This window comes from Sphingopyxis granuli, assembly GCF_001559015.1.
Taxonomy (GTDB): Bacteria; Pseudomonadota; Alphaproteobacteria; order Sphingomonadales; family Sphingomonadaceae; genus Sphingopyxis; species Sphingopyxis granuli.
Window position 1 is genome coordinate 2,093,376 of sequence record NZ_CP012199.1, and the last position, 17,780, is coordinate 2,111,155.

17 protein-coding genes are annotated in these 17,780 nt (G+C 67.2%); 7 read left to right on the top strand and 10 right to left on the bottom strand.

Features of this window, described 5'->3' with window-relative positions; translation table 11 throughout:
- Positions 1 to 4: 4 nt before the first annotated feature.
- Positions 5 to 241, top strand: a complete 237-nt coding sequence (locus SGRAN_RS09695) for a hypothetical protein (RefSeq protein WP_067183050.1) — start codon at positions 5 to 7, stop codon at positions 239 to 241.
- Here the strand turns inward: SGRAN_RS09695 and SGRAN_RS09700 are convergent.
- A complete protein-coding gene (locus tag SGRAN_RS09700; RefSeq protein ID WP_067183053.1) occupies positions 238 to 1,509 on the bottom strand; it encodes an MFS transporter in 1,272 nt (423 codons plus the stop codon). The genes SGRAN_RS09695 and SGRAN_RS09700 overlap by 4 nt on opposite strands.
- A gap of 147 nt (positions 1,510 to 1,656) precedes the next feature.
- Here SGRAN_RS09700 and pgsA point away from each other — a divergent pair, with 147 nt between their 5' ends.
- On the top strand, positions 1,657 to 2,232 hold the full coding sequence (gene pgsA, locus SGRAN_RS09705; RefSeq protein ID WP_067183055.1) for a CDP-diacylglycerol--glycerol-3-phosphate 3-phosphatidyltransferase: 576 nt from the start codon (positions 1,657 to 1,659) through the stop codon (positions 2,230 to 2,232).
- A gap of 17 nt (positions 2,233 to 2,249) precedes the next feature.
- On the opposite strand, the gene SGRAN_RS09710 is transcribed toward pgsA, so the two are convergent.
- The gene (locus tag SGRAN_RS09710; protein ID WP_067183058.1) at positions 2,250 to 3,155 is read right to left on the bottom strand and encodes a hydrogen peroxide-inducible genes activator; all 906 of its coding nucleotides are present in this window, start codon (positions 3,153 to 3,155) and stop codon (positions 2,250 to 2,252) included.
- A 112-nt stretch (positions 3,156 to 3,267) separates the two neighbouring features.
- On the opposite strand from SGRAN_RS09710, the gene SGRAN_RS09715 reads away from it, so the two are divergent.
- A complete protein-coding gene (locus tag SGRAN_RS09715; protein WP_067187012.1) occupies positions 3,268 to 3,729 on the top strand; it encodes an EF-hand domain-containing protein in 462 nt (153 codons plus the stop codon).
- 348 nt (positions 3,730 to 4,077) lie between these two features.
- Here SGRAN_RS09715 and trmFO read toward each other — a convergent pair whose 3' ends face one another.
- Positions 4,078 to 5,424, bottom strand: coding sequence for a methylenetetrahydrofolate--tRNA-(uracil(54)-C(5))-methyltransferase (FADH(2)-oxidizing) TrmFO (gene trmFO / locus SGRAN_RS09720; protein ID WP_067183061.1), 1,347 nt, complete (start codon positions 5,422 to 5,424; stop codon positions 4,078 to 4,080).
- A gap of 109 nt (positions 5,425 to 5,533) precedes the next feature.
- Between trmFO and SGRAN_RS09725 the strand changes: the two genes are divergently transcribed.
- A complete protein-coding gene (locus SGRAN_RS09725) occupies positions 5,534 to 6,208 on the top strand; it encodes a lysoplasmalogenase family protein (protein ID WP_067183063.1) in 675 nt (224 codons plus the stop codon).
- A gap of 48 nt (positions 6,209 to 6,256) precedes the next feature.
- On the opposite strand, the gene SGRAN_RS09730 is transcribed toward SGRAN_RS09725, so the two are convergent.
- The 5 genes from SGRAN_RS09730 to SGRAN_RS23140 form a co-directional block, all read right to left on the bottom strand.
- Positions 6,257 to 6,718 carry a host attachment family protein gene (locus tag SGRAN_RS09730; RefSeq protein WP_067183066.1) on the bottom strand — a complete coding sequence of 154 codons (462 nt, stop codon included), beginning with the start codon at positions 6,716 to 6,718 and terminating at the stop codon, positions 6,257 to 6,259.
- Positions 6,719 to 6,768: 50 nt separating this feature from the next.
- Complete coding sequence (locus SGRAN_RS09735; protein WP_067187013.1) at positions 6,769 to 7,611, bottom strand: TauD/TfdA dioxygenase family protein; 843 nt, start codon at positions 7,609 to 7,611, stop codon at positions 6,769 to 6,771.
- A gap of 127 nt (positions 7,612 to 7,738) precedes the next feature.
- Positions 7,739 to 8,047, bottom strand: coding sequence for a DUF952 domain-containing protein (locus tag SGRAN_RS09740; RefSeq protein WP_067106476.1), 309 nt, complete (start codon positions 8,045 to 8,047; stop codon positions 7,739 to 7,741).
- Positions 8,044 to 10,788, bottom strand: a complete 2,745-nt coding sequence (gene gyrA, locus SGRAN_RS09745; RefSeq protein ID WP_067183069.1) for a DNA gyrase subunit A — start codon at positions 10,786 to 10,788, stop codon at positions 8,044 to 8,046. Before gyrA ends, SGRAN_RS09740 begins: the two co-directional genes overlap by 4 nt.
- A 39-nt stretch (positions 10,789 to 10,827) precedes the next feature.
- A complete protein-coding gene (locus SGRAN_RS23140; RefSeq protein WP_311880697.1) occupies positions 10,828 to 10,950 on the bottom strand; it encodes a hypothetical protein in 123 nt (40 codons plus the stop codon).
- Between the two features lie 376 nt (positions 10,951 to 11,326).
- On the opposite strand from SGRAN_RS23140, the gene SGRAN_RS09750 reads away from it, so the two are divergent.
- The 3 genes from SGRAN_RS09750 to SGRAN_RS09760 are packed head-to-tail and all read left to right on the top strand — an operon-like array spanning position 11,327 to position 14,878.
- The gene (locus SGRAN_RS09750; protein WP_067183071.1) at positions 11,327 to 12,541 is read left to right on the top strand and encodes a hypothetical protein; all 1,215 of its coding nucleotides are present in this window, start codon (positions 11,327 to 11,329) and stop codon (positions 12,539 to 12,541) included.
- A 58-nt stretch (positions 12,542 to 12,599) separates the two neighbouring features.
- Complete coding sequence (locus SGRAN_RS09755) at positions 12,600 to 13,514, top strand: hypothetical protein (protein WP_067183073.1); 915 nt, start codon at positions 12,600 to 12,602, stop codon at positions 13,512 to 13,514.
- Positions 13,511 to 14,878 (top strand): sensor histidine kinase, encoded by a 1,368-nt coding sequence (locus SGRAN_RS09760; protein ID WP_067183075.1) that lies wholly within the window; start codon positions 13,511 to 13,513, stop codon positions 14,876 to 14,878. The genes SGRAN_RS09755 and SGRAN_RS09760 overlap by 4 nt, the downstream gene beginning before the upstream one ends.
- Positions 14,879 to 14,959: 81 nt before the next feature.
- Here the strand turns inward: SGRAN_RS09760 and SGRAN_RS09765 are convergent, their stop codons facing one another.
- On the bottom strand, positions 14,960 to 16,243 hold the full coding sequence (locus tag SGRAN_RS09765; protein ID WP_067183078.1) for a citrate synthase: 1,284 nt from the start codon (positions 16,241 to 16,243) through the stop codon (positions 14,960 to 14,962).
- Positions 16,244 to 16,282: 39 nt separating this feature from the next.
- A complete protein-coding gene (gltX, locus tag SGRAN_RS09770) occupies positions 16,283 to 17,737 on the bottom strand; it encodes a glutamate--tRNA ligase (protein WP_067183081.1) in 1,455 nt (484 codons plus the stop codon).
- Positions 17,738 to 17,780 lie beyond the last annotated feature (43 nt).

Consider the following 17,780-nt stretch of genomic DNA (forward strand, 5'->3'; position numbering starts at 1 on the left):
CAGCATGGATCGACTCGACCACGACGAACGCATCGACATCCGCGGCCGCGTGCGCGCGCACGGCATGCGCCAGGTAGCGATCGCACGACTGGCTGCGCCGAGCGACTGGCAGGGCGAATTGCGCGCCGCGCTGGCCGCGCGGCGCCGGCCGCACTCGATGTTTGATGGCGGAAGCGACCTGCGGCTGTTCCTCGAAAGCTTCGCGATCTTCTTCACTGCGACGATGATGTTCCTGCTTTAGTCGCAGGCCTTGTGGAGCCGCCAGGCAAGGAAGGCGGAGACGAGGCACATAGCCGCGACCATCAGCAACGTGTCGTCGATGGTGAGGCCGATCCCGATCAGTACGCTTAGCAGCAGCGTCGCGGCGACCATGAAGCCGGAGTTTACGATGTTGTTTGCGGCGATCGTCCTCGCGGTTTGCGACTTGGCGACCGTCGTGGTCAGGAAGGCGTAGAGCGGCACGACGAACATCCCGCCCGCGATCGCGATGCCCAACAGGTCGAAAATGATGCGGTCGCCCGCCGACAGCGACAGGAACTCGCGCCAGTCCATCAGGCTGCCGTCGCGATGCGGCCAGCCCTTCACCGACCACCAGAGGTCGAGCACGAACAGCCCCATCACGATTACCGACCCCGGCGAATAACGGGCCGATACGCGCCCCTTGAGCAGGCGGTTGACGACGATCGAGCCGGTCGCGACCCCGACCGAGAAGATGGCGGTGAACATCGTCGCGACGGTCTTGTCGGCCGCGAGTGCATTCTTGACCAGCGGCGGGAACTGCGCGGCGAGGATCGCGCCGATAGCCCAGAAGAAGCTGATCGACACGATGGCGAGGAACAGCCGCGGGATATGCATCGTCGAACTGACGATCTGCCACGACGACCGCAGGACATTATGGTCGATGATCAGCCCGCGCGCTTCGGCCTCGGGCGGGGCCGACGGCACGAAACTGGCGGTGATGCGGCCGATCAGCGCGACCGCGACGATGCCGGGAATGGCGATGTGCGGCGGCGTCAGCCCGCCGACGATGGTGCCGCCGAGGATCGCGATATAGGTGCCCGCCTCGACCCAGCCGGTGCCCGCCAGCACCTCGTCCGCCTCCAGATGCTGGGGCAGGATCGCATATTTGATCGGCCCGAAGAAGGTCGAGTGCATCCCCATCGAGAAGAGCGCGAGCAGCATCAGCGGGACATTGTGCAGCCAGATGCCGCACGCGCCGATGACCATGATCAGGATTTCCGCGCTCTTGATGATGCGGATCATCCGGGTCTTGTCGGTGCTGTCGGCAAGCTGGCCGGCGAGCGCCGAAAAGAGGAAGAAGGGCAGGATGAATAGCCCGCCCGCCAGCGCGTTGAACCACGCCTCGGTCTCCGGATCCTTGTAGATGGTGAAGGTGACGAGGATCACCATCGCCATCTTGTAGAAATTGTCGTTGAAGGCGTTCAGGAACTGGGTGGCGAACAGGGGCAGGAACCGGCGTTGCTTCATCAGCGCAAGGGAACCGGTCATGCGAAGCCCACTCTTGTTATTCGAACGCGCGACGGACGCTGCCGCTGCGGGCAATTCGGTTGTCGCTCGGGGGGCTTATCGGCTAGGGCACATGGGGTCAAAGCCCATTTTGGAACAGTCGCGCTTTGCGGGCGGGAATCAGGAACCATGCTCAGCCTTCCGAACCTTCTGACATTATCGCGGATCCTGGCGGTGCCGATCCTCTTGTTCCTGCTGTGGCCCGGCGCGCACGAGGGCACGCGCCATCAGCCGCTGCCGATCGACTATGCCTTCGCCTTCGGCCTCTACTGCCTGATGGGCATCACCGATTATTTTGACGGTTATGTGGCGCGGGCGCGCGGCACCGTGTCGCGGCTCGGCATCTTCCTCGATCCGATCGCCGACAAGATCATGATCGCGGCGGTGATTCTGCTGCTCGTCTTCACGCGCGACATACAAGGGTGGCACGTCATCGCGGCGCTGGTCATCCTGCTGCGCGAGATCATCGTGTCGGGACTGCGCGAATTCCTCGCGACCCTGCAGGTGTCGATGCCGGTGACGCGGCTCGCCAAATGGAAGACGGCCTTTCAGCTGATCGCTTTCGGTGCGCTGATCCTCGCGGGCGCGCTGCCCGCGATGGCGTGGATCAAAACGGTCGGGCTCGCCTCGCTATGGGGCGCCGCGGTGCTGACGCTGGTCACTGGCTGGGATTATCTGCGCGTCGGCCTCAAGCACATGGATTGACCAAAGCTGCGCGGCGATCAGTTCGCGCGGTGCTTGCGGAAAATGTCGGCGAGCATGTGGAATTCGTCGGCGCGCGGGCTACCCTTGCGCCAGACGAGTGCGATCGTGCGCCAGTCGTGATCCGACGCGAGCGGGCGGGTGTCGATCCCGGTATGGTCTAGGATACCCGCCTCGATCGCCATCTGCGGCAGCATGGTGATGCCGAGGCCGTTGTCGACCATCTGCACCAGCGTGTGGAGCGAGGTGCCCATCATCCGCGCGCCGGCGCGCAGTTCGGGCCGGTTGCACGCGGCAAGCGCATGATCCTTCAGGCAATGCCCGTCCTCGAGCATCAGCATCTGCGCGGGGTCGAGTTGATCGGCGGTGACGACCGCGGGCAGGTCCTCGGCCTGGTCGCCGGGAAAGGCGACGAACAGCGCGTCGTCGAACAGCGCCTCGCTTTCGACGTCGCCGCAGGCGTAGGGCAGCGCCAGCAGCACGCAATCGACCTGTCCGTGATGCAGCGACTCGCAGGCCTGCGCGCTCGGCTCCTCACGCAGGAAGAGTTTGAGGGCCGGGCGTTCCTTGCGCAACCGGGGCAGCAGGCCCGGCAGCAGGAAGGGCGCGATCGTCGGGATGACGCTCATGCGAAGCTCGCCGACCAGCGGCGCGGCGGCGGCGGCCGCCATGTCGGCCAGTTCCTCGGCCTCGCGCAGCACGCGGTGCGCCTTGTCGACGATGCGGTCGCCGAGCGAGGTGAAGCGGACAACGCGGCGCGTCCGTTCGACGAGCGTCTGGCCGAGCAGCGTCTCCAATTCGCGAACGCCCGCCGACAGTGTCGACTGGGTGACGTTGCAGGCGTCGGCGGCGCGGCCGAAATGCCCATGCTGGTGAAGCGCGACCAGATATTGCATCTGCTTCAGGGACGGGCGGTAGTTCTGCATTGATCGGATATAGCAATGATGCAGTCGATTTTGAACAATCCGCCCGATCTATATTTGCCGCCTCCTGCTGCACCATGTTAGCAGGCGCGGGGGGAGGAGGGAGGCCATGGCGATGTCCAGATTTCTGATCGGCGGCGTGGCGAGTGCGCTGTTGCTGACCGGCGGACTGTTCGTGTGGAAGGGGTATAGCCAGATCGCCGAGGAAGAGGTGCTGCCGGCGCCCCCGCCGGCCTTGCCGGCCATTCCCGTTGCGGGCGCGGGAGCACCGAAGCGCGGCCCGGCGCCGCCGGCATTGCCCGCCGCGAAGGCGGAGTCGCGCGAGGAGCGGCGCTTCAATCGCTACGATCGCGACCGCAACGAACGGATCAGCCGGATCGAGATGATGGCGACGCGCACCGCCGCTTTCCGCAAGCTCGACAAGAATGGCGATAATCTGCTGACCTTCGAGGAATGGGCGGCGGCGACGAGCGACCGTTTCGCCAAAGCCGATGCCGACAAGTCGGGCGATCTGACCCGCGCCGAGTTCGCGACGACGGCGCCGAAACCGGCGGCCAAGCCCAAGTGCAGTTGCTGAGCGGCGGGATGAGGTTGAGTGTCTGGTTTCGACCGATAAGCGACGCCAGCAGGATCGTCACCCCGGACTTGATCCGGGGTCCATTCGCGCAGCGCTGAGAGAATGGATTCCGGATCAAGTCCGGAATGACGAAGAATAGGAGATGTCTGGTTGCGACCGGAAGCGGACGTTTCTTCTCCCCTCCCGCAAGCGGGAGGGGTCGGGGGTGGGCAGCGACGGTGCAAAGGCCCACCCCGCTGCGACTAACGAACAAGTTCATAAGTCTCGCTGCCCCTCCCGCCTGCGGGAGGGGAAGCCGGGGCATGTCTCAAACGTCAGTTCCCCACCCCGAAACCGCCGCAACGATCCCTAGGCGACCACGCCTGCCAACTTCATCCATCCGGCCAGCGCCTGCCCCGCGCGCTGCGTATAGCCGAGTTTGCGGTCCTTCTTGCGCACCTCGTCGGCGAGCGGCGGGAAGAGGCCGAAATTGACGTTCATCGGCTGATAGCTCGCGGCATCGGCGCCGCCGGTGATATGGCCGAGCAGTGCGCCGAGCGCGGTTTCGGGTGGTGGCGGGGGCAGGTGGCGGCCCGCCAGTTCGGCGGCGGCGAAACGTGCGGCGATCAGGCCGATCGCCGCGCTTTCGACATAGCCTTCGCAGCCGGTGATCTGTCCCGCAAACCGGATATGCGGCGCCGACTTGAGGCGAAGCTGCGGGTCGAGCAGTTCGGGCGAGCGGATGAAACTGTTGCGGTGCAGCCCGCCGAGCCGCGCGAACTCGGCCTTTTCGAGCCCGGGGATGGTACGGAACAGTTCGACCTGCGCGCCATGCTTGAGCTTGGTCTGAAAGCCGACCATGTTCCACAGCGTGCCGAGCGCATTGTCCTGGCGAAGCTGGACGACCGCATAGGGCCAGCGCCCGGTGCGCGGATTGTCGAGCCCGACTCCCTTCATCGGGCCGAAGCGCAGCGTGTCGGGGCCGCGTTCCGCCATCACCTCGATCGGCATGCAGCCTTCGAAATAGGGGGTGTCGGTCTCCCAATCCTTGAACTCGGTCTTTTCGCCGTCGATCAGACCCTGGACGAAGGCATAATATTGGTCCCGGTCCATCGGGCAGTTGATATAGTCCTTGCCGTCGCCGATCGGCCCGACCTTGTCCCAGCGGCTCGCCATCCACGCGACATCCATGTCGATGCTGTCGCGATAGACGATCGGCGCGATCGCGTCGAAGAAGGCGAGCGAATCCCTACCTGTCGCCGCCCCGATGCTTTCTGCGAGACCTGCGGCGGTGAGCGGGCCGGTGGCGACGATCGTCAGGCCCTCGGCGGGCAGCGCGTCGATGCGTTCGCGCACGACGGTGATATTGGGATGTTCGGCGAGTGCGCGGGTGACGCCGCCCGAAAACAGGTCGCGGTCGACCGCGAGCGCCGAGCCCGCAGGAACTTTCGTCGCATCTGCCTCGCGCATGATGAGCGAGCCGAGCGCGCGCATCTCGCGGTGCAGCAGGCCGACGGCGTTGCTGTCGCCGTCGTCGCTGCGGAAACTGTTCGAGCAGACCATCTCCGCGAGCGCGTCGCCCTGGTGTGCGGGCGTCGTGTCGCCGCCCCCGCGCATTTCGGATAGGCGGACGCGGAACCCCGCCTCGGCGATCTGCCAGGCGGCTTCTGAGCCCGCGAGACCGCCGCCGATGATGTGAATGTCGTGGGTCGCCATATTCTATCCGTTGACTTGAGCGAGGTCTGCCGCGCAGGAGATCGGGGATGGAGCCGATCAATGACGCGATGCTCTAGGCGGTAGACAACGAGATGCAAAGGGGCGGACGATGAGCGGAGAACAGGGCTGGGATCGCGCGCGCTGGCTGTGGATCCTCGCGCTGATCGGCGGGATCAGCTTTTTCATCGCGGTGTATCAGCGCTGGGACGGTCCGGCGATCTGGGCGTGGAAGGCGACCGGCGTCGGTTTCCTCGCGCTGTGGGCGGCCGCCAATGCGCGCGGCACGAACGGCTGGCTGATCGCGGCCGCGCTTGGTTTCGGGGCGCTCGGCGACTGGATGCTCGATGCGATCGGCATGCTCGTCGGTGCGGCGGCCTTCGCGGCGGGGCACGGAATCGCGATCGTGCTTTATCTTCGCAATCGGCGGCAGGACCCATCGCGGTCGCAGACGCTGCTGGCCGTGCTGGTGGTGCCGCTGGCGCTGCTCATCGCCTGGGGCCTGACGCGCGCCGCGCCCGCGGACCTGATGGGGGCTGCGCTTGCCTATACCGCGATCGTCGCGGCGATGGCGGCCTGCGCGTGGATCAGCCGCTTCCCGCGCTATCGCACCGGGATCGGAGCGATGCTGTTCCTGGCGAGCGATCTCTTCATCTTCGCGGGCGAGGGCGGCGCGCTGCCGAAGGGGGTCACGCTGTGGCTCGTCTGGCCGTTCTATTTCGCCGGACAGGCGTTGATCGCGTGGGGCGTCGTGAAGACGCTGTCGAGCGAAGCGCGGGCGGGGTGACGGCCAACGGATAAGGCCCGCAATCCCTCCTTGCGGCCCCTTTGACCGTCAGGCGGGCGGGGCGGCCTCGTTCATTAGCAGCGCCTCGATATCGGGGGTCGGGCGGTCGGTCATCTCCTTGACATGCTCGCCGACGATGCGCGCGGCGACCTCCTTGTGCCAGAGCGGCCGCAGCACCCCCATGGTGCGCGCCGGGGCCACGACGACGAGCGCGTCCAATTCGCCCGCCAGCGCCATCGCGTTGATCCTTTCGGTAAGATCGCGCGCGAAGCGGTCCTCTTCCTGCTGGTGGAAATCGGGTTCCTCCATCGTGCCGCCGGGCAGACCGGTTCCGGCCGGGGCGGGCGACTGGCCGGCGGGTGCGGTCTTGATGTCGCTGTCCTTGCGATCCTCGCGCTCGCGGTGCGTTTCGGTGCGCAGGTCGATCTGCTGCTCGTCGCCATGGTTGCGCAGGATCAGCGCCTTGCGGCCGTCGGCAACGAGAACGAGGGTGTTATGGGCAATCGTCATGATGGCTTCCTTCCTGCCCGACCAACGCCTCGCCTGTCGATCTGGTTTCCCTATCCGTCCCACGCCGCGATCGTCGTGCGGTGAAGCAGTCGGTCGTGACCGTCGTAACCGCCGGTCGCGCGGTGGAGGACCGAGCGGTTGTCCCACATCAGCAGCATGTCGGGCTCCCAGACATGGCTGTAGCGGAACTCCTCGCGCCCCTGCCATTGCAGCAATTCGTAGAGCAGGAGCTGCGCCTCGGCATCGTCCATCCCCTCGACGCCGATGATATAGCCCGCGCAGCCGAACAGGCCCTCGCGGCCGGTTTCGGGATGCGCGCGAATGAATGGGTGACGCTGTGTCGCCATCGCTTCCTCGCCCGAGCGGATGTCCATGCTGCGGCCGGCGTCGCGCGCGCCATACATGCCCGAGGGGGCATAGCCGCCGCGCGCGCTGTGGATCGCATCGCGGCCCTCGATGCGCCGGCGCAGGCCGTCGGGCATGGCGTCGAGCGCGGCATGCTGGTTGGAAAATTCGGTGTTGCCGCCGACCGGCGGGATGGTGATGCCGAACAGGCAGGTGCCCGCGGGCGGCCGCGCCTGGAAACTCCAGTCGCTGTGCCAGTTTTCGGCGAACAGCGGTGCGGTCTCGTCGGCGCGGCGTTTCACCGCGATGATGTGCGCACGGCCGGGGATCGGCTTGATGAAGGGATCGTCGCCAAAGCCGCCGAAAGACGCGGTGAATCGTTCGAGATCGTCATCGCTCATCTTCTGGTCGGGGAAGGCGAGGACATGATGGTCGAGCCATGCGGCGCGGATTTCGGCGACGGTGGCGGGCGCGAGCGGCTGCGTCAGGTCCACGCCCGTCACGCGCGCGCCGCACGCCTGACCGCTGGGGGTGATGGTGAGCGTCATGGCGGGATGCTGCGCCAATCGGGGCGTGGGGTCAATCGAGTGCATCCGGCCCGAGACGGATATTCCAGCCGTCGTCACCCTGAACCTGTTTCAGGGGTCATTCTCCATCCCGAAGGGGTCGACCCCGTCAATCGCGCGTCCGCACTCCCACCACCGCGTGCATCGGCAGTTCGGCGTAGAGGTGCGGAAAGAGCGCGCCGCCGCGCGATTCCTCCCATCGCACCGCATCGCCGAACCGGGTCAGGTCGATTTCGGCGATGCGCAGGTCGGTCTGGCCGGCGAAATGCTTCGCCAGCGTTTCGTCGAGCTGTTCGGCGGTCGACAGGTGGATATAGCCGTCGGCGATATCGACCGGCGCACCCCGGAACACATGCTCGCGCTCGAAATCGGCCCATTGCTGTGCGGTCAGCACCTTGAAGGCCGTCGCGGCGCTCATTCCGAGGGCGCCTCCGTCGCGGTTTCGGCCTCGGCGGTTTCGACCGCCTCCTCCTCGTCGCTGTCCTCGATCAGCGCGGCCGAGACGACCTGCTCGCCCTCGGCGACGTCGAACAGGCGCACGCCGGCCGAACCGCGGCCGATGACGCGCAGGCTGTCGAGGCCCATGCGGATCAGCTTCGCCTGATCGGTGACGAGCATCAGTTGATGCGCCTGCGTCGCGGGGAAGCTCGCGACGACCAGCCCGTTGCGGCGGATGTTGTCGATGTTGGTGATGCCCTGGCCGCCGCGGCCGGTGCGGCGATATTCATAGGCCGACGACAGCTTGCCATAACCGCCCGCGCAGACGGTCAGGATGAACTGCTCGCGTCCCGCCAGTTCGGCGAAGCGCTCCTCGCTCATCTGGGGCGACCCTTCCTTTTCGGCCTTCCACGGCGCGAAGCGCAAATAATCCTCGCGTTCGTCCTGATCGCGCATTCCGCCGCGATGGAGGATCGACAGCGAGATGACCTCGTCGTCCTTGCCCAGCTTCATGCCGCGCACGCCGGTCGAATTGCGGCTCTGGAAGGCGCGCACCTCGTCGCCGGCGAAGCGGATCGCCTTGCCCTGCCGCGTGGCGAGCAGCACGTCGTCGTTATCGCCCAGCAGCGCGACGCCGATCAACCGGTCGTCCTCGTCCTCGCCCTCGAACTTCATCGCGATCTTGCCGTTCGACGGCACGTTGGTGAAGGCGTCCATGCTGTTGCGGCGCACGCTGCCCTTCGCGGTCGCGAACATGACGTGCAGCGCGCCCCATTCGGCCTCGTCCTCAGGCAGCGGCAGGACGGTCGAGATCGTCTCGCCCTGCGCCAGCGGCAGCAGGTTGATCATCGGCCGGCCGCGCGTCGCCGGCCCGCCCTCGGGCAAACGCCACACCTTGAGCCGGTAGACCTTGCCGAGCGTCGAGAAGAAGAGCACCGGCGTGTGCGTCGAGGTGACGAACAATTCGGTGACGACATCCTCGTCCTTCGTCGCCATGCCGGCGCGGCCCTTGCCGCCGCGGCGCTGGGCGCGGAAGGTGTCGAGCGGGGTGCGCTTGATATAGCCGTCGAGGGTGACGGTGACGACCATCTCCTCGCGCTCGATCAGATCCTCGTCGTCGATACCGTCGGCGGCGGGCGCCATCAGTGTCCGGCGCGGCGTCGCGAACTCCGCGCGCACCTGCACCAGCTCCTCGCGCATCACGCCATAGAGTTTGACGCGGTCGGCGAGGATCGAAAGCAGTTCCTCAATCTCGCTCGCCAGCTCCTTGAGTTCATTGCCGATCTCGTCGCGGCCGAGCGCGGTCAGCCGGTGCAGGCGCAGGTCGAGAATCGCCTTCACCTGGATTTCCGACAGGCGATAGGTGGCGGTGGCCTCCATCTCGCCCTCGATCGCCTCGACAAGGCGGATATAGGGCGCGATCTCGCCGATCGGCCATTCGCGCAGCAGCAGCGCCTCGCGCGCCGCGGCGGGCGACGGCGAGCCGCGGATGATGCGGACGACCTCGTCGAGATTCGACACCGCGACGACGAGCCCGAGCAAGATGTGCGCCCGGTCGCGCGCCTTGGCGAGTTCGAACTTGCAGCGGCGGGTGATGACCTCTTCGCGGAAGGCGATGAAGGAGGTCAGTATGTCCTTCAGCCCCAGCATCTCCGGGCGGCCGCCGCGGATCGCGAGCATGTTGGCGGGGAAGCTCGATTGCGCCGGGGTATGCCGCCAGAGCTGATTGAGCACCACGTCGGGCGTCGCGTCGCGTTTCAGGTCGATGACGACACGCACGCCGTCGCGGTTCGATTCGTCGCGGATGTCGGCGACGCCCTCGATCCGCTTGTCGCGCGCCGCCTCGGCGATCTTCTCGACCAGCCCCGACTTGCCGACCTGGAAGGGAATCGAGGTCAGCACGATCGACCGGCGCCCTTCGCCGCGCCCCCGGCTTTCCTCGATCTCGTGCGTCGCGCGCATCATGATCGAGCCGCGACCGGTCGCATAGGCGTTGCGCGCGCCGCCCTGACCCAGGATCATCGCGCCGGTCGGGAAATCGGGACCGGGGACGATTTGCATCAGTTCCTCGGTCGACAGCGGTGTCCCGCCCTCGAGCTGGCGGTCGATCATCGCCAGGCAGGCGTCGACCACCTCGCCCAGATTGTGCGGCGGGATGTTGGTCGCCATGCCGACCGCGATGCCGCCCGCGCCGTTGACGAGCAGGTTGGGGAAGCGCGCCGGCAGAACCTGCGGCTCCTCGCGGCTTGCGTCATAGTTGGGCTGGAAGTCGACCGTGTCCTTGTCGAGGTCGCCCAGCAACGACATCGCCGCCTTGGCAAGGCGCGCCTCGGTATAACGCATCGACGCCGGCGGATCGGGGTCCATCGATCCGAAATTGCCCTGGCCGTCGATGAGCGGCACGCGCATCGACCAGTCCTGCGTCATCCGCGCGAGCGCGTCATAGATCGCGCTGTCGCCGTGCGGGTGGTAATTGCCCATCACGTCGCCGACGATCTTCGCCGATTTCTTGTACGGGCGGCCGGGAATGAAGCCGCCTTCCTGTGCCGCATAGAGGATGCGGCGATGCACCGGCTTCAGCCCGTCGCGCACGTCGGGCAGCGCGCGGCTGACGATCACGCTCATCGCGTAATCGAGATAGCTGGTCTTCATTTCGTCGACGATATTGATCGGCGAAATGCCGTCCTCGGACGGCGGAACAGGCGTATTTTCTTCGGTCAAGACCCGGCCTTTTTTCTTCTTTCGGGAGGTGGTTCCGGCCTAGCCTATGGAGCCAGAGAATGCCAGCGATTCGGCCCGATTCTCGCTGATTTTTTGGCGAGTATCCGGTTTGCGATCATGCGGGCGATTTCGGGCAAAACGCCACTGCTCCAGCTTCGTCATGCTGAACTCGTTTCAGCATCCATGGCGGAGCCGCTCCTTCCGCGTTGCGCCTGTTTCGAGGGCAGGCCGTGGCCCCTGAACCAAGTTGGCAATTATCCCTTTCGGACAGGTAACCGTTCCCCGGCGAAAGCCGGGGGCCACGCGGGGCAGCGCCATCTGGGCCCCGGCTTTCGCCGGGGAACACGCCTTACGTGTCTGAAGGGCACATATGCCGATCAAGTTCAGGGTGACGAGGCGGAAAGGATCGAACTCGCCCGAAGCGGCGCCCTTCCGCGCCTTTTCGTGGCGTCATGGCGGCGGACAAGCTGCTTGCCAATCGCCTGTCGGCCCCTAAAGGTTCGCGGACGATGGTCTTTTGCCAGCCTGGGGGGTGCCGGTGGCCCTGATCGCGCTCGTCGGCGCCAGCGAAACGCTGCCCGACGGGGGGCTGCGCGCGCTCGTCGCGATCGCGGGCGAGACGCTGATCGAGCGACAGGCGGCGCGTCTCGCCGATGCCGGGGTCACCCATGTCGCGGTGGCGGTGGGCGCGGTGCCCGCCGAACTGCTCGCGACCTGCGACCGCATCCGCCGCCGTGGGCTCAAGATCACGCCGGTCCGCACGGCCGGCGACCTGATGGCGCTTGTCCAGCCGGACGACCGCATCATCCTGGTCGCCGACGGATTGCGCGCGGGCGGAACCCATTATGCCGCGATCGCGCGTCCGGGCGCGCCCGCAATTCTCGTCACCGGCGACACGATGCTGACGCAAGGGTTCGAGCGGATCGATGCGACCCGGCGCTGGGGCGGGCTCGCCTGCATTTCGGACACGATGGTCGCCGATCTCGCCTCGATGCCGGGCGAGTGGGACATGATGCTGACGCTGCTGCGCCTCGCGGTGCAGTCGGGTGCGCGCCGCCTCTATTGCGAACCCGCGCTGTTCGAACAGGGGGAGATCGCGATCGTCGCCGACCGGCCCACCGCGGCGCTGATCGAGCAATCGAGCCTGCAACAGGTCGAATATGGCGGCATGGGGCTGGGGCGCTCGGCGATCATGATGCCGCTGGTGCGGCTGGCCGGGCCGCTGTTGGTGCGTTCGCCCCGCACCGCGCGCTATCTACCCTATGTGACCGCGCTGCTGTGGGTCGCCGTCGCGCTGCTTGCCGCCGGCGGGCTGGCGGCGGCGGGGGCGCTGGTGGCGATTCTCGGCGGGCTCGGCCTCGCGGCGATGCGTTTCCTTGCCGCCTTTCGCGCCGAAAGCGCGGCGCAGAACCGGGTGCGCGGCGTGATCCGCACCTTCGGCTGGTTGCTTCTGGGCGCCTATCCGTGGCTGGTGTCGCTCGGCGGACCCGATCGTCTGATGCCGCGCTTCGCGGAGGCGGCACTTGCGCCCTGTCTCGCCGCGACGATCCTGCTCGCGCGCTGGCTCTATGAAGATTCGGGAAAGACGCGCCGCTTCCACTGGCTGCTTCCCGACACCGACGAGGCGTGGATTCTGCTGGCGCCAGCGCTGATTCTGGGAATCGCGCCGCTGATGTTCGCGATCCTGCCGCTGCTGGCGCTGTTCCAGATCCTGTTGTGGTTGCGCCTCGCGCGCCGGCCGGAACCCCGCTAAACCAAAGCGCTGGAAGGTTTAGGGCGCATTAACGCCATGCTGCTATGGCGACAGTCGCATGAGTGACTCTTCCGCCTTTTCCGGCATCGCCCTGCCGTCGCTGACGCTGTCGGCGCGTCTCGGCGAGGTTGCCGCGCATCTGGCGGCGCCGCTGACCGACCGGCTGACCGAGGAACAGCGCGCGCTGACTCTCGGGATCGCGCGCCGGCTCGTCGGTGAGGCGGCCGCGGCGCTCGGTGCGGGAATCGATGCGGCGGTGCTGTGGCGCGACTGGCTGGCGCAGGGGCTGCCCGGCGCTGAACGGCTCGCCGCGCCCTGTTTCGCGCGCGCGGAAGAGCATCGCTGGCGTGCGCTGCCGGCGCCGCACCGCGATACGTCTTCGCCCGTCGACGGCACCAGCGACGAGGGCGCGGCGGATGTGCCCCCGGCCGCTCCGCAGGCACCGCTTACACCAGTCGACAAGGCCTATCTCGACCTGACGATCGCCGACCGGCGCCGCTTCGATGCTTTGGGCAATCCCTGCATCGCGGTCGCGGACCTCGACCCCGAAATCTATCGCGCGCTGTTGGGTGACGTCGTGGAGTGGCAGGCACACGCAGGCGTGGATACGAACGCAGTCGCCGAGCTCGATGACGCGGCCTGCGCCGCCGCGGCGCGTCAGGCACCTGAAAGCGGGATTGACGCCGCCGCCGCCGCCTATCACACGGCGCTTGTCGCGGATGGGGCGCTGTCCGATGCCGCCGCCGCTGCGGCGATGCGCCATGACTGGCCCGCGCTGATCGGCCTTGCCGCTGCCGCGCATCGCCGTCCCTATGGAGAAATGGCGCTGGCGCTGGTGAGCGCGGAGGCCGCCGCCCTGCCACCACTGCTCGCGCCGCTGCGGATCGACCACGGGGCGATCGCCCCGATCGAGGCATCGCTGGCGCGCGTGCCCGCCAGGGCGCTTGCCGGGGCACCGGAGGGAGAAGGATGAGCGAGCGGATCGTCCGGGGCCGGGTCGACCGGTCGGGCGCGCTGGTCGACGGCGACGCACCGCTGCTGCGCCTTCAGCAGCGCGCGGGCGGCGGGTTGAATCGGCCGCTGGCCCTGCCACATCTGGCGCGGCTGGTCGCGCTCGCGCAACGGCTGCAGCGCGACGTCAGCCGCCCGCTTCACGCCGCCGACGATCACAGCGACATTTTTGCGCTCGTCCGCATCCTGCCCGATGCCGACGGCGCGAGCCTCGAAATCAGCGACTGGCGCGCCCGCCCGACCACCGAACCGCAGGGGCCAGCGATCGCCTATGCGGTCGAGCCGCAAGGGTGGGCGTGGGAGTGCGATCAGCATCTGCGCATGGTCGCCCTGCGTGCAGGTGCGGAAGCCCCGGCGATCCCCGGCGGCTGGGCCGGCCATTCGCTGTCCGAACTGTTCGAGTTGCAGCCCGACGGCGATGGTCGCTTTCCCGTGCTGCGCGCGCTGGCACGGCAGGTGCCGTTCGCCGACCAGCGGGTGCGTGTCGAGGGGGAGGAAGGTCCGCTAGCGATGCACTTGTCGGGCGAGGCGCTGTTCGATGCGACCGGGCGTTTCACCGGCTTTCGCGGTATCGCGACGCCTGATGAAGGGGCGGCGGCGGATGCGGCCGCGCCGGCGCGTGTCGATCCTGCCTTCGGATCGCTGCCGCTGTCCGACCCGCAGTTCGGCCGCCGCGTTGACGGCGCGCTGCGCGGGCCGCTGAGCCGGATCATCGCGACGGCCGAGACGATTTCGGGGCAGTTCGACGGTCCGATCCGCGCCGATTATGCCCGCTATGCCGGCGATATCGCGCATGCGGGGCGCCACCTGCTCGGGCTCGTCGACGACCTTGCCGACCTCCAGAATATAGAGCGGCCGGGCTTTCGCGCGGCGCGCGACGAGATCGACCTCGGCGATCTTGCGCGCCGTGCGGTCGGACTGCTCGGCATGAAGGCGGAAGAGAAGGGGATTCGCATCGACGTGCCGCGTCTCGACGACAAGGCACCCGCGTGGGGCGAGTTCCGCCGCGTGTTGCAGGTGCTCCTCAACCTGCTCGGCAACGCCATCCGCTATTCGCCTGAAAATTCGCAGATATGGATTCGCGTCGATCGCGAGGGCGACCGCGCGACCGTGACCGTTGCCGATCAGGGGCAGGGGATTGCGACGGATCAGCAGGATATGGTGTTCGAGAAGTTCGAGCGGCTCGGCCGCACCGACAGCGGCGGATCGGGGCTCGGCCTCTACATCGCGCGCCGTCTCTCTCGCGCGATGGGCGGCGACCTGACCGTCGACAGCGCGCCGGGACAGGGCGCGCGCTTCACGCTGAGCCTGCCGGCGCGGGATTAGGACCAGAGCGGGGGGCGATGGCTTGCGCCCCCGCCTTCGCGGGGACGCGGAACCCAGCGGTAGCTTGAGCGCCGAATGAGCTCAGCGCTGCTCCACCGACACATAAGGACGCTGCGTCGCGCCGGTGTAGAGCTGGCGCGGGCGGCCGATCTTCTGCGCGGGGTCGGAGATCATCTCGTTCCACTGCGCGACCCAGCCGACGGTGCGGGCGAGCGCGAACAGCACGGTGAACATCGTCGTCGGGAAACCGATCGCCGACAGGATCACGCCCGAATAGAAATCGACGTTGGGGAACAGCTTCTTCTCGACGAAATAATCGTCGCTGAGCGCCATTTCCTCGAGCTGCAGCGCGACGTCGAACACCGGGTCGTTGACGTTCAGCGCCGCGAACACCTCGCGCACCGTCTTCTGCATCACGGTCGCGCGCGGATCGTAATTCTTGTAGACGCGGTGGCCGAAGCCCATCAGGCGGAACGGATCGTCCTTGTCCTTCGCACGCGCGATATATTCGGGGATGCGCTCGGGGCGGCCGATCTCGCGCAGCATGTTGAGCGCGGCCTCGTTGGCGCCGCCATGCGCCGGGCCCCACAGGCAGGCGATGCCCGCCGCGATGCAGGCAAAGGGATTTGCGCCCGACGAACCGGCGAGGCGCACGGTCGAGGTCGAAGCATTCTGTTCATGGTCGGCATGAAGGATGAAGATGCGATCGAGCGCGCGCACCACCGCCGGATCGACCTCATAATCCTCGGCCGGGACACCGAAGGTCATGCGCAGGAAATTGTGGGTGTAGCCGAGGTCGTTGCGCGGATAGACGAAGGGCTGGCCGACCGCATATTTATAGGCCATCGCTGCGATCGTCGGCATCTTCGCGATCAGCCGGTGGCTGGCGACCATGCGCTGGTGCGGATCGTGGATCTCGGTCGAATCGTGATAGAAGGCCGACAGAGCGCCGACGATGCCGCACATGATCGCCATCGGATGCGCGTCGCGCCGGAACCCGCGATAGAAGGTCGCGAGCTGTTCGTGCAGCATCGTGTGGCGTGTGATGGTGTTGTCGAACTTTTCCAGTTCGCCGGCGGTCGGCAGCTCGCCGTTGAGCAGCAGGTAGGCGACCTCCATGAAGCTCGAATGTTCGGCGAGATCGCCGATCGCATAGCCGCGATGGAGCAGAACGCCCTCGTCGCCGTCGATATAGGTGATCTTCGATTCGCAGCTCGCGGTCGAGGTGAAGCCGGGATCATAGGTGAAGGCGCCGGTCTGGGCATAGAATTTGCGGATGTCGACGACATCGGGACCCACCGTGCCCTTCAGCACCGGATCTTCGACGGTCTTGTCGCCCAGGGTGATTTTTGCGATGTCGGTCATTGTTCTTCCCCTGATCTGTAAGGGCGGGAGCCGTTGCGGCTACGCCCCTGCCGGAAAATTGTGCGCTGCGTCAAGTCGTGCCAGGCTCGCATCGCGTCCCAGCAGCAGCAGGACGTCGAAAATTCCCGGCGATACCGTCCGTCCGGTCAGCGCGGCACGCAGCGGCTGGGCCAGCTTGCCGAGCCCGACTCCGGCCGACTCGCTCGTCTCGCGGACCGCCGCCTCGATATCTTCGGCGTTCCAGCCGGTCAGTACCCGCAGCCTTTCGGTGGCATCGGCGAGCAGGCCTTCGGGCGCATCCCTTAGCAGCCCTGCGGCCTTCTCGTCCACTTGCAGCGGCAGCGTCTCGAACAGGAAGAGCGCGCCTTCGGCAATCTCGTCCAGTGTTTTGGCGCGCGGCTTGAGCGCATCCATCGCCCGCACCAGTACCGCATGTCCGGCATCGCCCAGCGGTCGCCCGATGCGCCGCTCGACGCGTGGCGCGACAAGGCCGGCGAGCCGCGCATCGTCGGCCTCGCGTATATAATGGCCGTTCAGATTCTCGAGCTTCTTGAAATCGAAGCGCGACGGCGAGCGGCCGACATGCGCGAGATCGAACCACTCGATCGCCTGTTCGCGGCTGATGATCTCCGCATCGCCGTGCCCCCAGCCGAGGCGGAGCAGATAATTGTTCACCGCTTCGGGCAGGTAGCCGAGTTCGTCGCGATAGGCGTCGACGCCCAGCGCGCCGTGCCGTTTCGACAGCTTGGCGCCGTCGGCGCCGTGGATCAGCGGCACATGCGCATAGACCGGCTCGCGCCAGTCCATCGCGTGGATCAGCGCCCGCTGGCGGAAGGCGTTGTTGAGATGGTCGTCGCCGCGGATGACGTGGGTGACGCCCATGTCGTTGTCGTCGACGACGACGCTCAGCATATAGGTCGGCGTGCCGTCGCTGCGCAGCAGGATGAAATCGTCGAGCTCGGCATTCTGGACGGTGACCTCCCCCTGGACGCGGTCGCGGATCGTCGCCGCGCCGTCCTGCGGCGCGCGCAGGCGGATGACGTGCGGCGCGGCGGGATCGCCGTCGTCGCGGTCGCGCCACGGGCTGCGGACGCGGAACGGGACGCGCTTCTCCTGCGCCTCGGCGCGCATCGCGGCCAGCTCGTCCTGCGTCAGATAGCAGCGATAGGCCGCGCCCTTCGCGAGCAGTTCCTGCGCGACCTCGGCATGGCGGCCGGCGCGCGCGAACTGGAAGACGGCGTCGCCGTCCCAGTCGAGGTCGAGCCAGCGCATCCCGTCGAGGATCGCGTCGATCGCGGCCTCGGTCGAACGCGCGCGGTCGGTGTCCTCGATGCGGAGCAGGAACTTGCCGCCATGGTGCCGCGCGAACAGCCAGTTGAACAGCGCGGTGCGCGCGCCGCCGATATGGAGGAAGCCGGTCGGGGAGGGCGCGAAGCGCGTCACCACGTCGGTGCCGGTCGCTTCGGCGGGATCGGTCTTGTTTTCGGTTGCCACTCTGGCCTCTTTCACTCACCTTGCGGCCCCGGGCGGGGACCGG

Coding starts and splice junctions, on each gene's coding strand:
- SGRAN_RS09695 (WP_067183050.1), top strand. CDS start 5: ATGGATCGACTCGACCACGACGAACGCATCGACATCCGCGGCCGCGTG.
- SGRAN_RS09700 (WP_067183053.1), bottom strand. CDS start 1,509: ATGACCGGTTCCCTTGCGCTGATGAAGCAACGCCGGTTCCTGCCCCTG.
- pgsA (WP_067183055.1), top strand. CDS start 1,657: ATGCTCAGCCTTCCGAACCTTCTGACATTATCGCGGATCCTGGCGGTG.
- SGRAN_RS09710 (WP_067183058.1), bottom strand. CDS start 3,155: ATGCAGAACTACCGCCCGTCCCTGAAGCAGATGCAATATCTGGTCGCG.
- SGRAN_RS09715 (WP_067187012.1), top strand. CDS start 3,268: ATGTCCAGATTTCTGATCGGCGGCGTGGCGAGTGCGCTGTTGCTGACC.
- trmFO (WP_067183061.1), bottom strand. CDS start 5,424: ATGGCGACCCACGACATTCACATCATCGGCGGCGGTCTCGCGGGCTCA.
- SGRAN_RS09725 (WP_067183063.1), top strand. CDS start 5,534: ATGAGCGGAGAACAGGGCTGGGATCGCGCGCGCTGGCTGTGGATCCTC.
- SGRAN_RS09730 (WP_067183066.1), bottom strand. CDS start 6,718: ATGACGATTGCCCATAACACCCTCGTTCTCGTTGCCGACGGCCGCAAG.
- SGRAN_RS09735 (WP_067187013.1), bottom strand. CDS start 7,611: ATGACGCTCACCATCACCCCCAGCGGTCAGGCGTGCGGCGCGCGCGTG.
- SGRAN_RS09740 (WP_067106476.1), bottom strand. CDS start 8,047: ATGAGCGCCGCGACGGCCTTCAAGGTGCTGACCGCACAGCAATGGGCC.
- SGRAN_RS23140 (WP_311880697.1), bottom strand. CDS start 10,950: ATGACGAAGCTGGAGCAGTGGCGTTTTGCCCGAAATCGCCCGCATGAT.
- SGRAN_RS09755 (WP_067183073.1), top strand. CDS start 12,600: ATGAGTGACTCTTCCGCCTTTTCCGGCATCGCCCTGCCGTCGCTGACG.
- SGRAN_RS09760 (WP_067183075.1), top strand. CDS start 13,511: ATGAGCGAGCGGATCGTCCGGGGCCGGGTCGACCGGTCGGGCGCGCTG.
- SGRAN_RS09765 (WP_067183078.1), bottom strand. CDS start 16,243: ATGACCGACATCGCAAAAATCACCCTGGGCGACAAGACCGTCGAAGAT.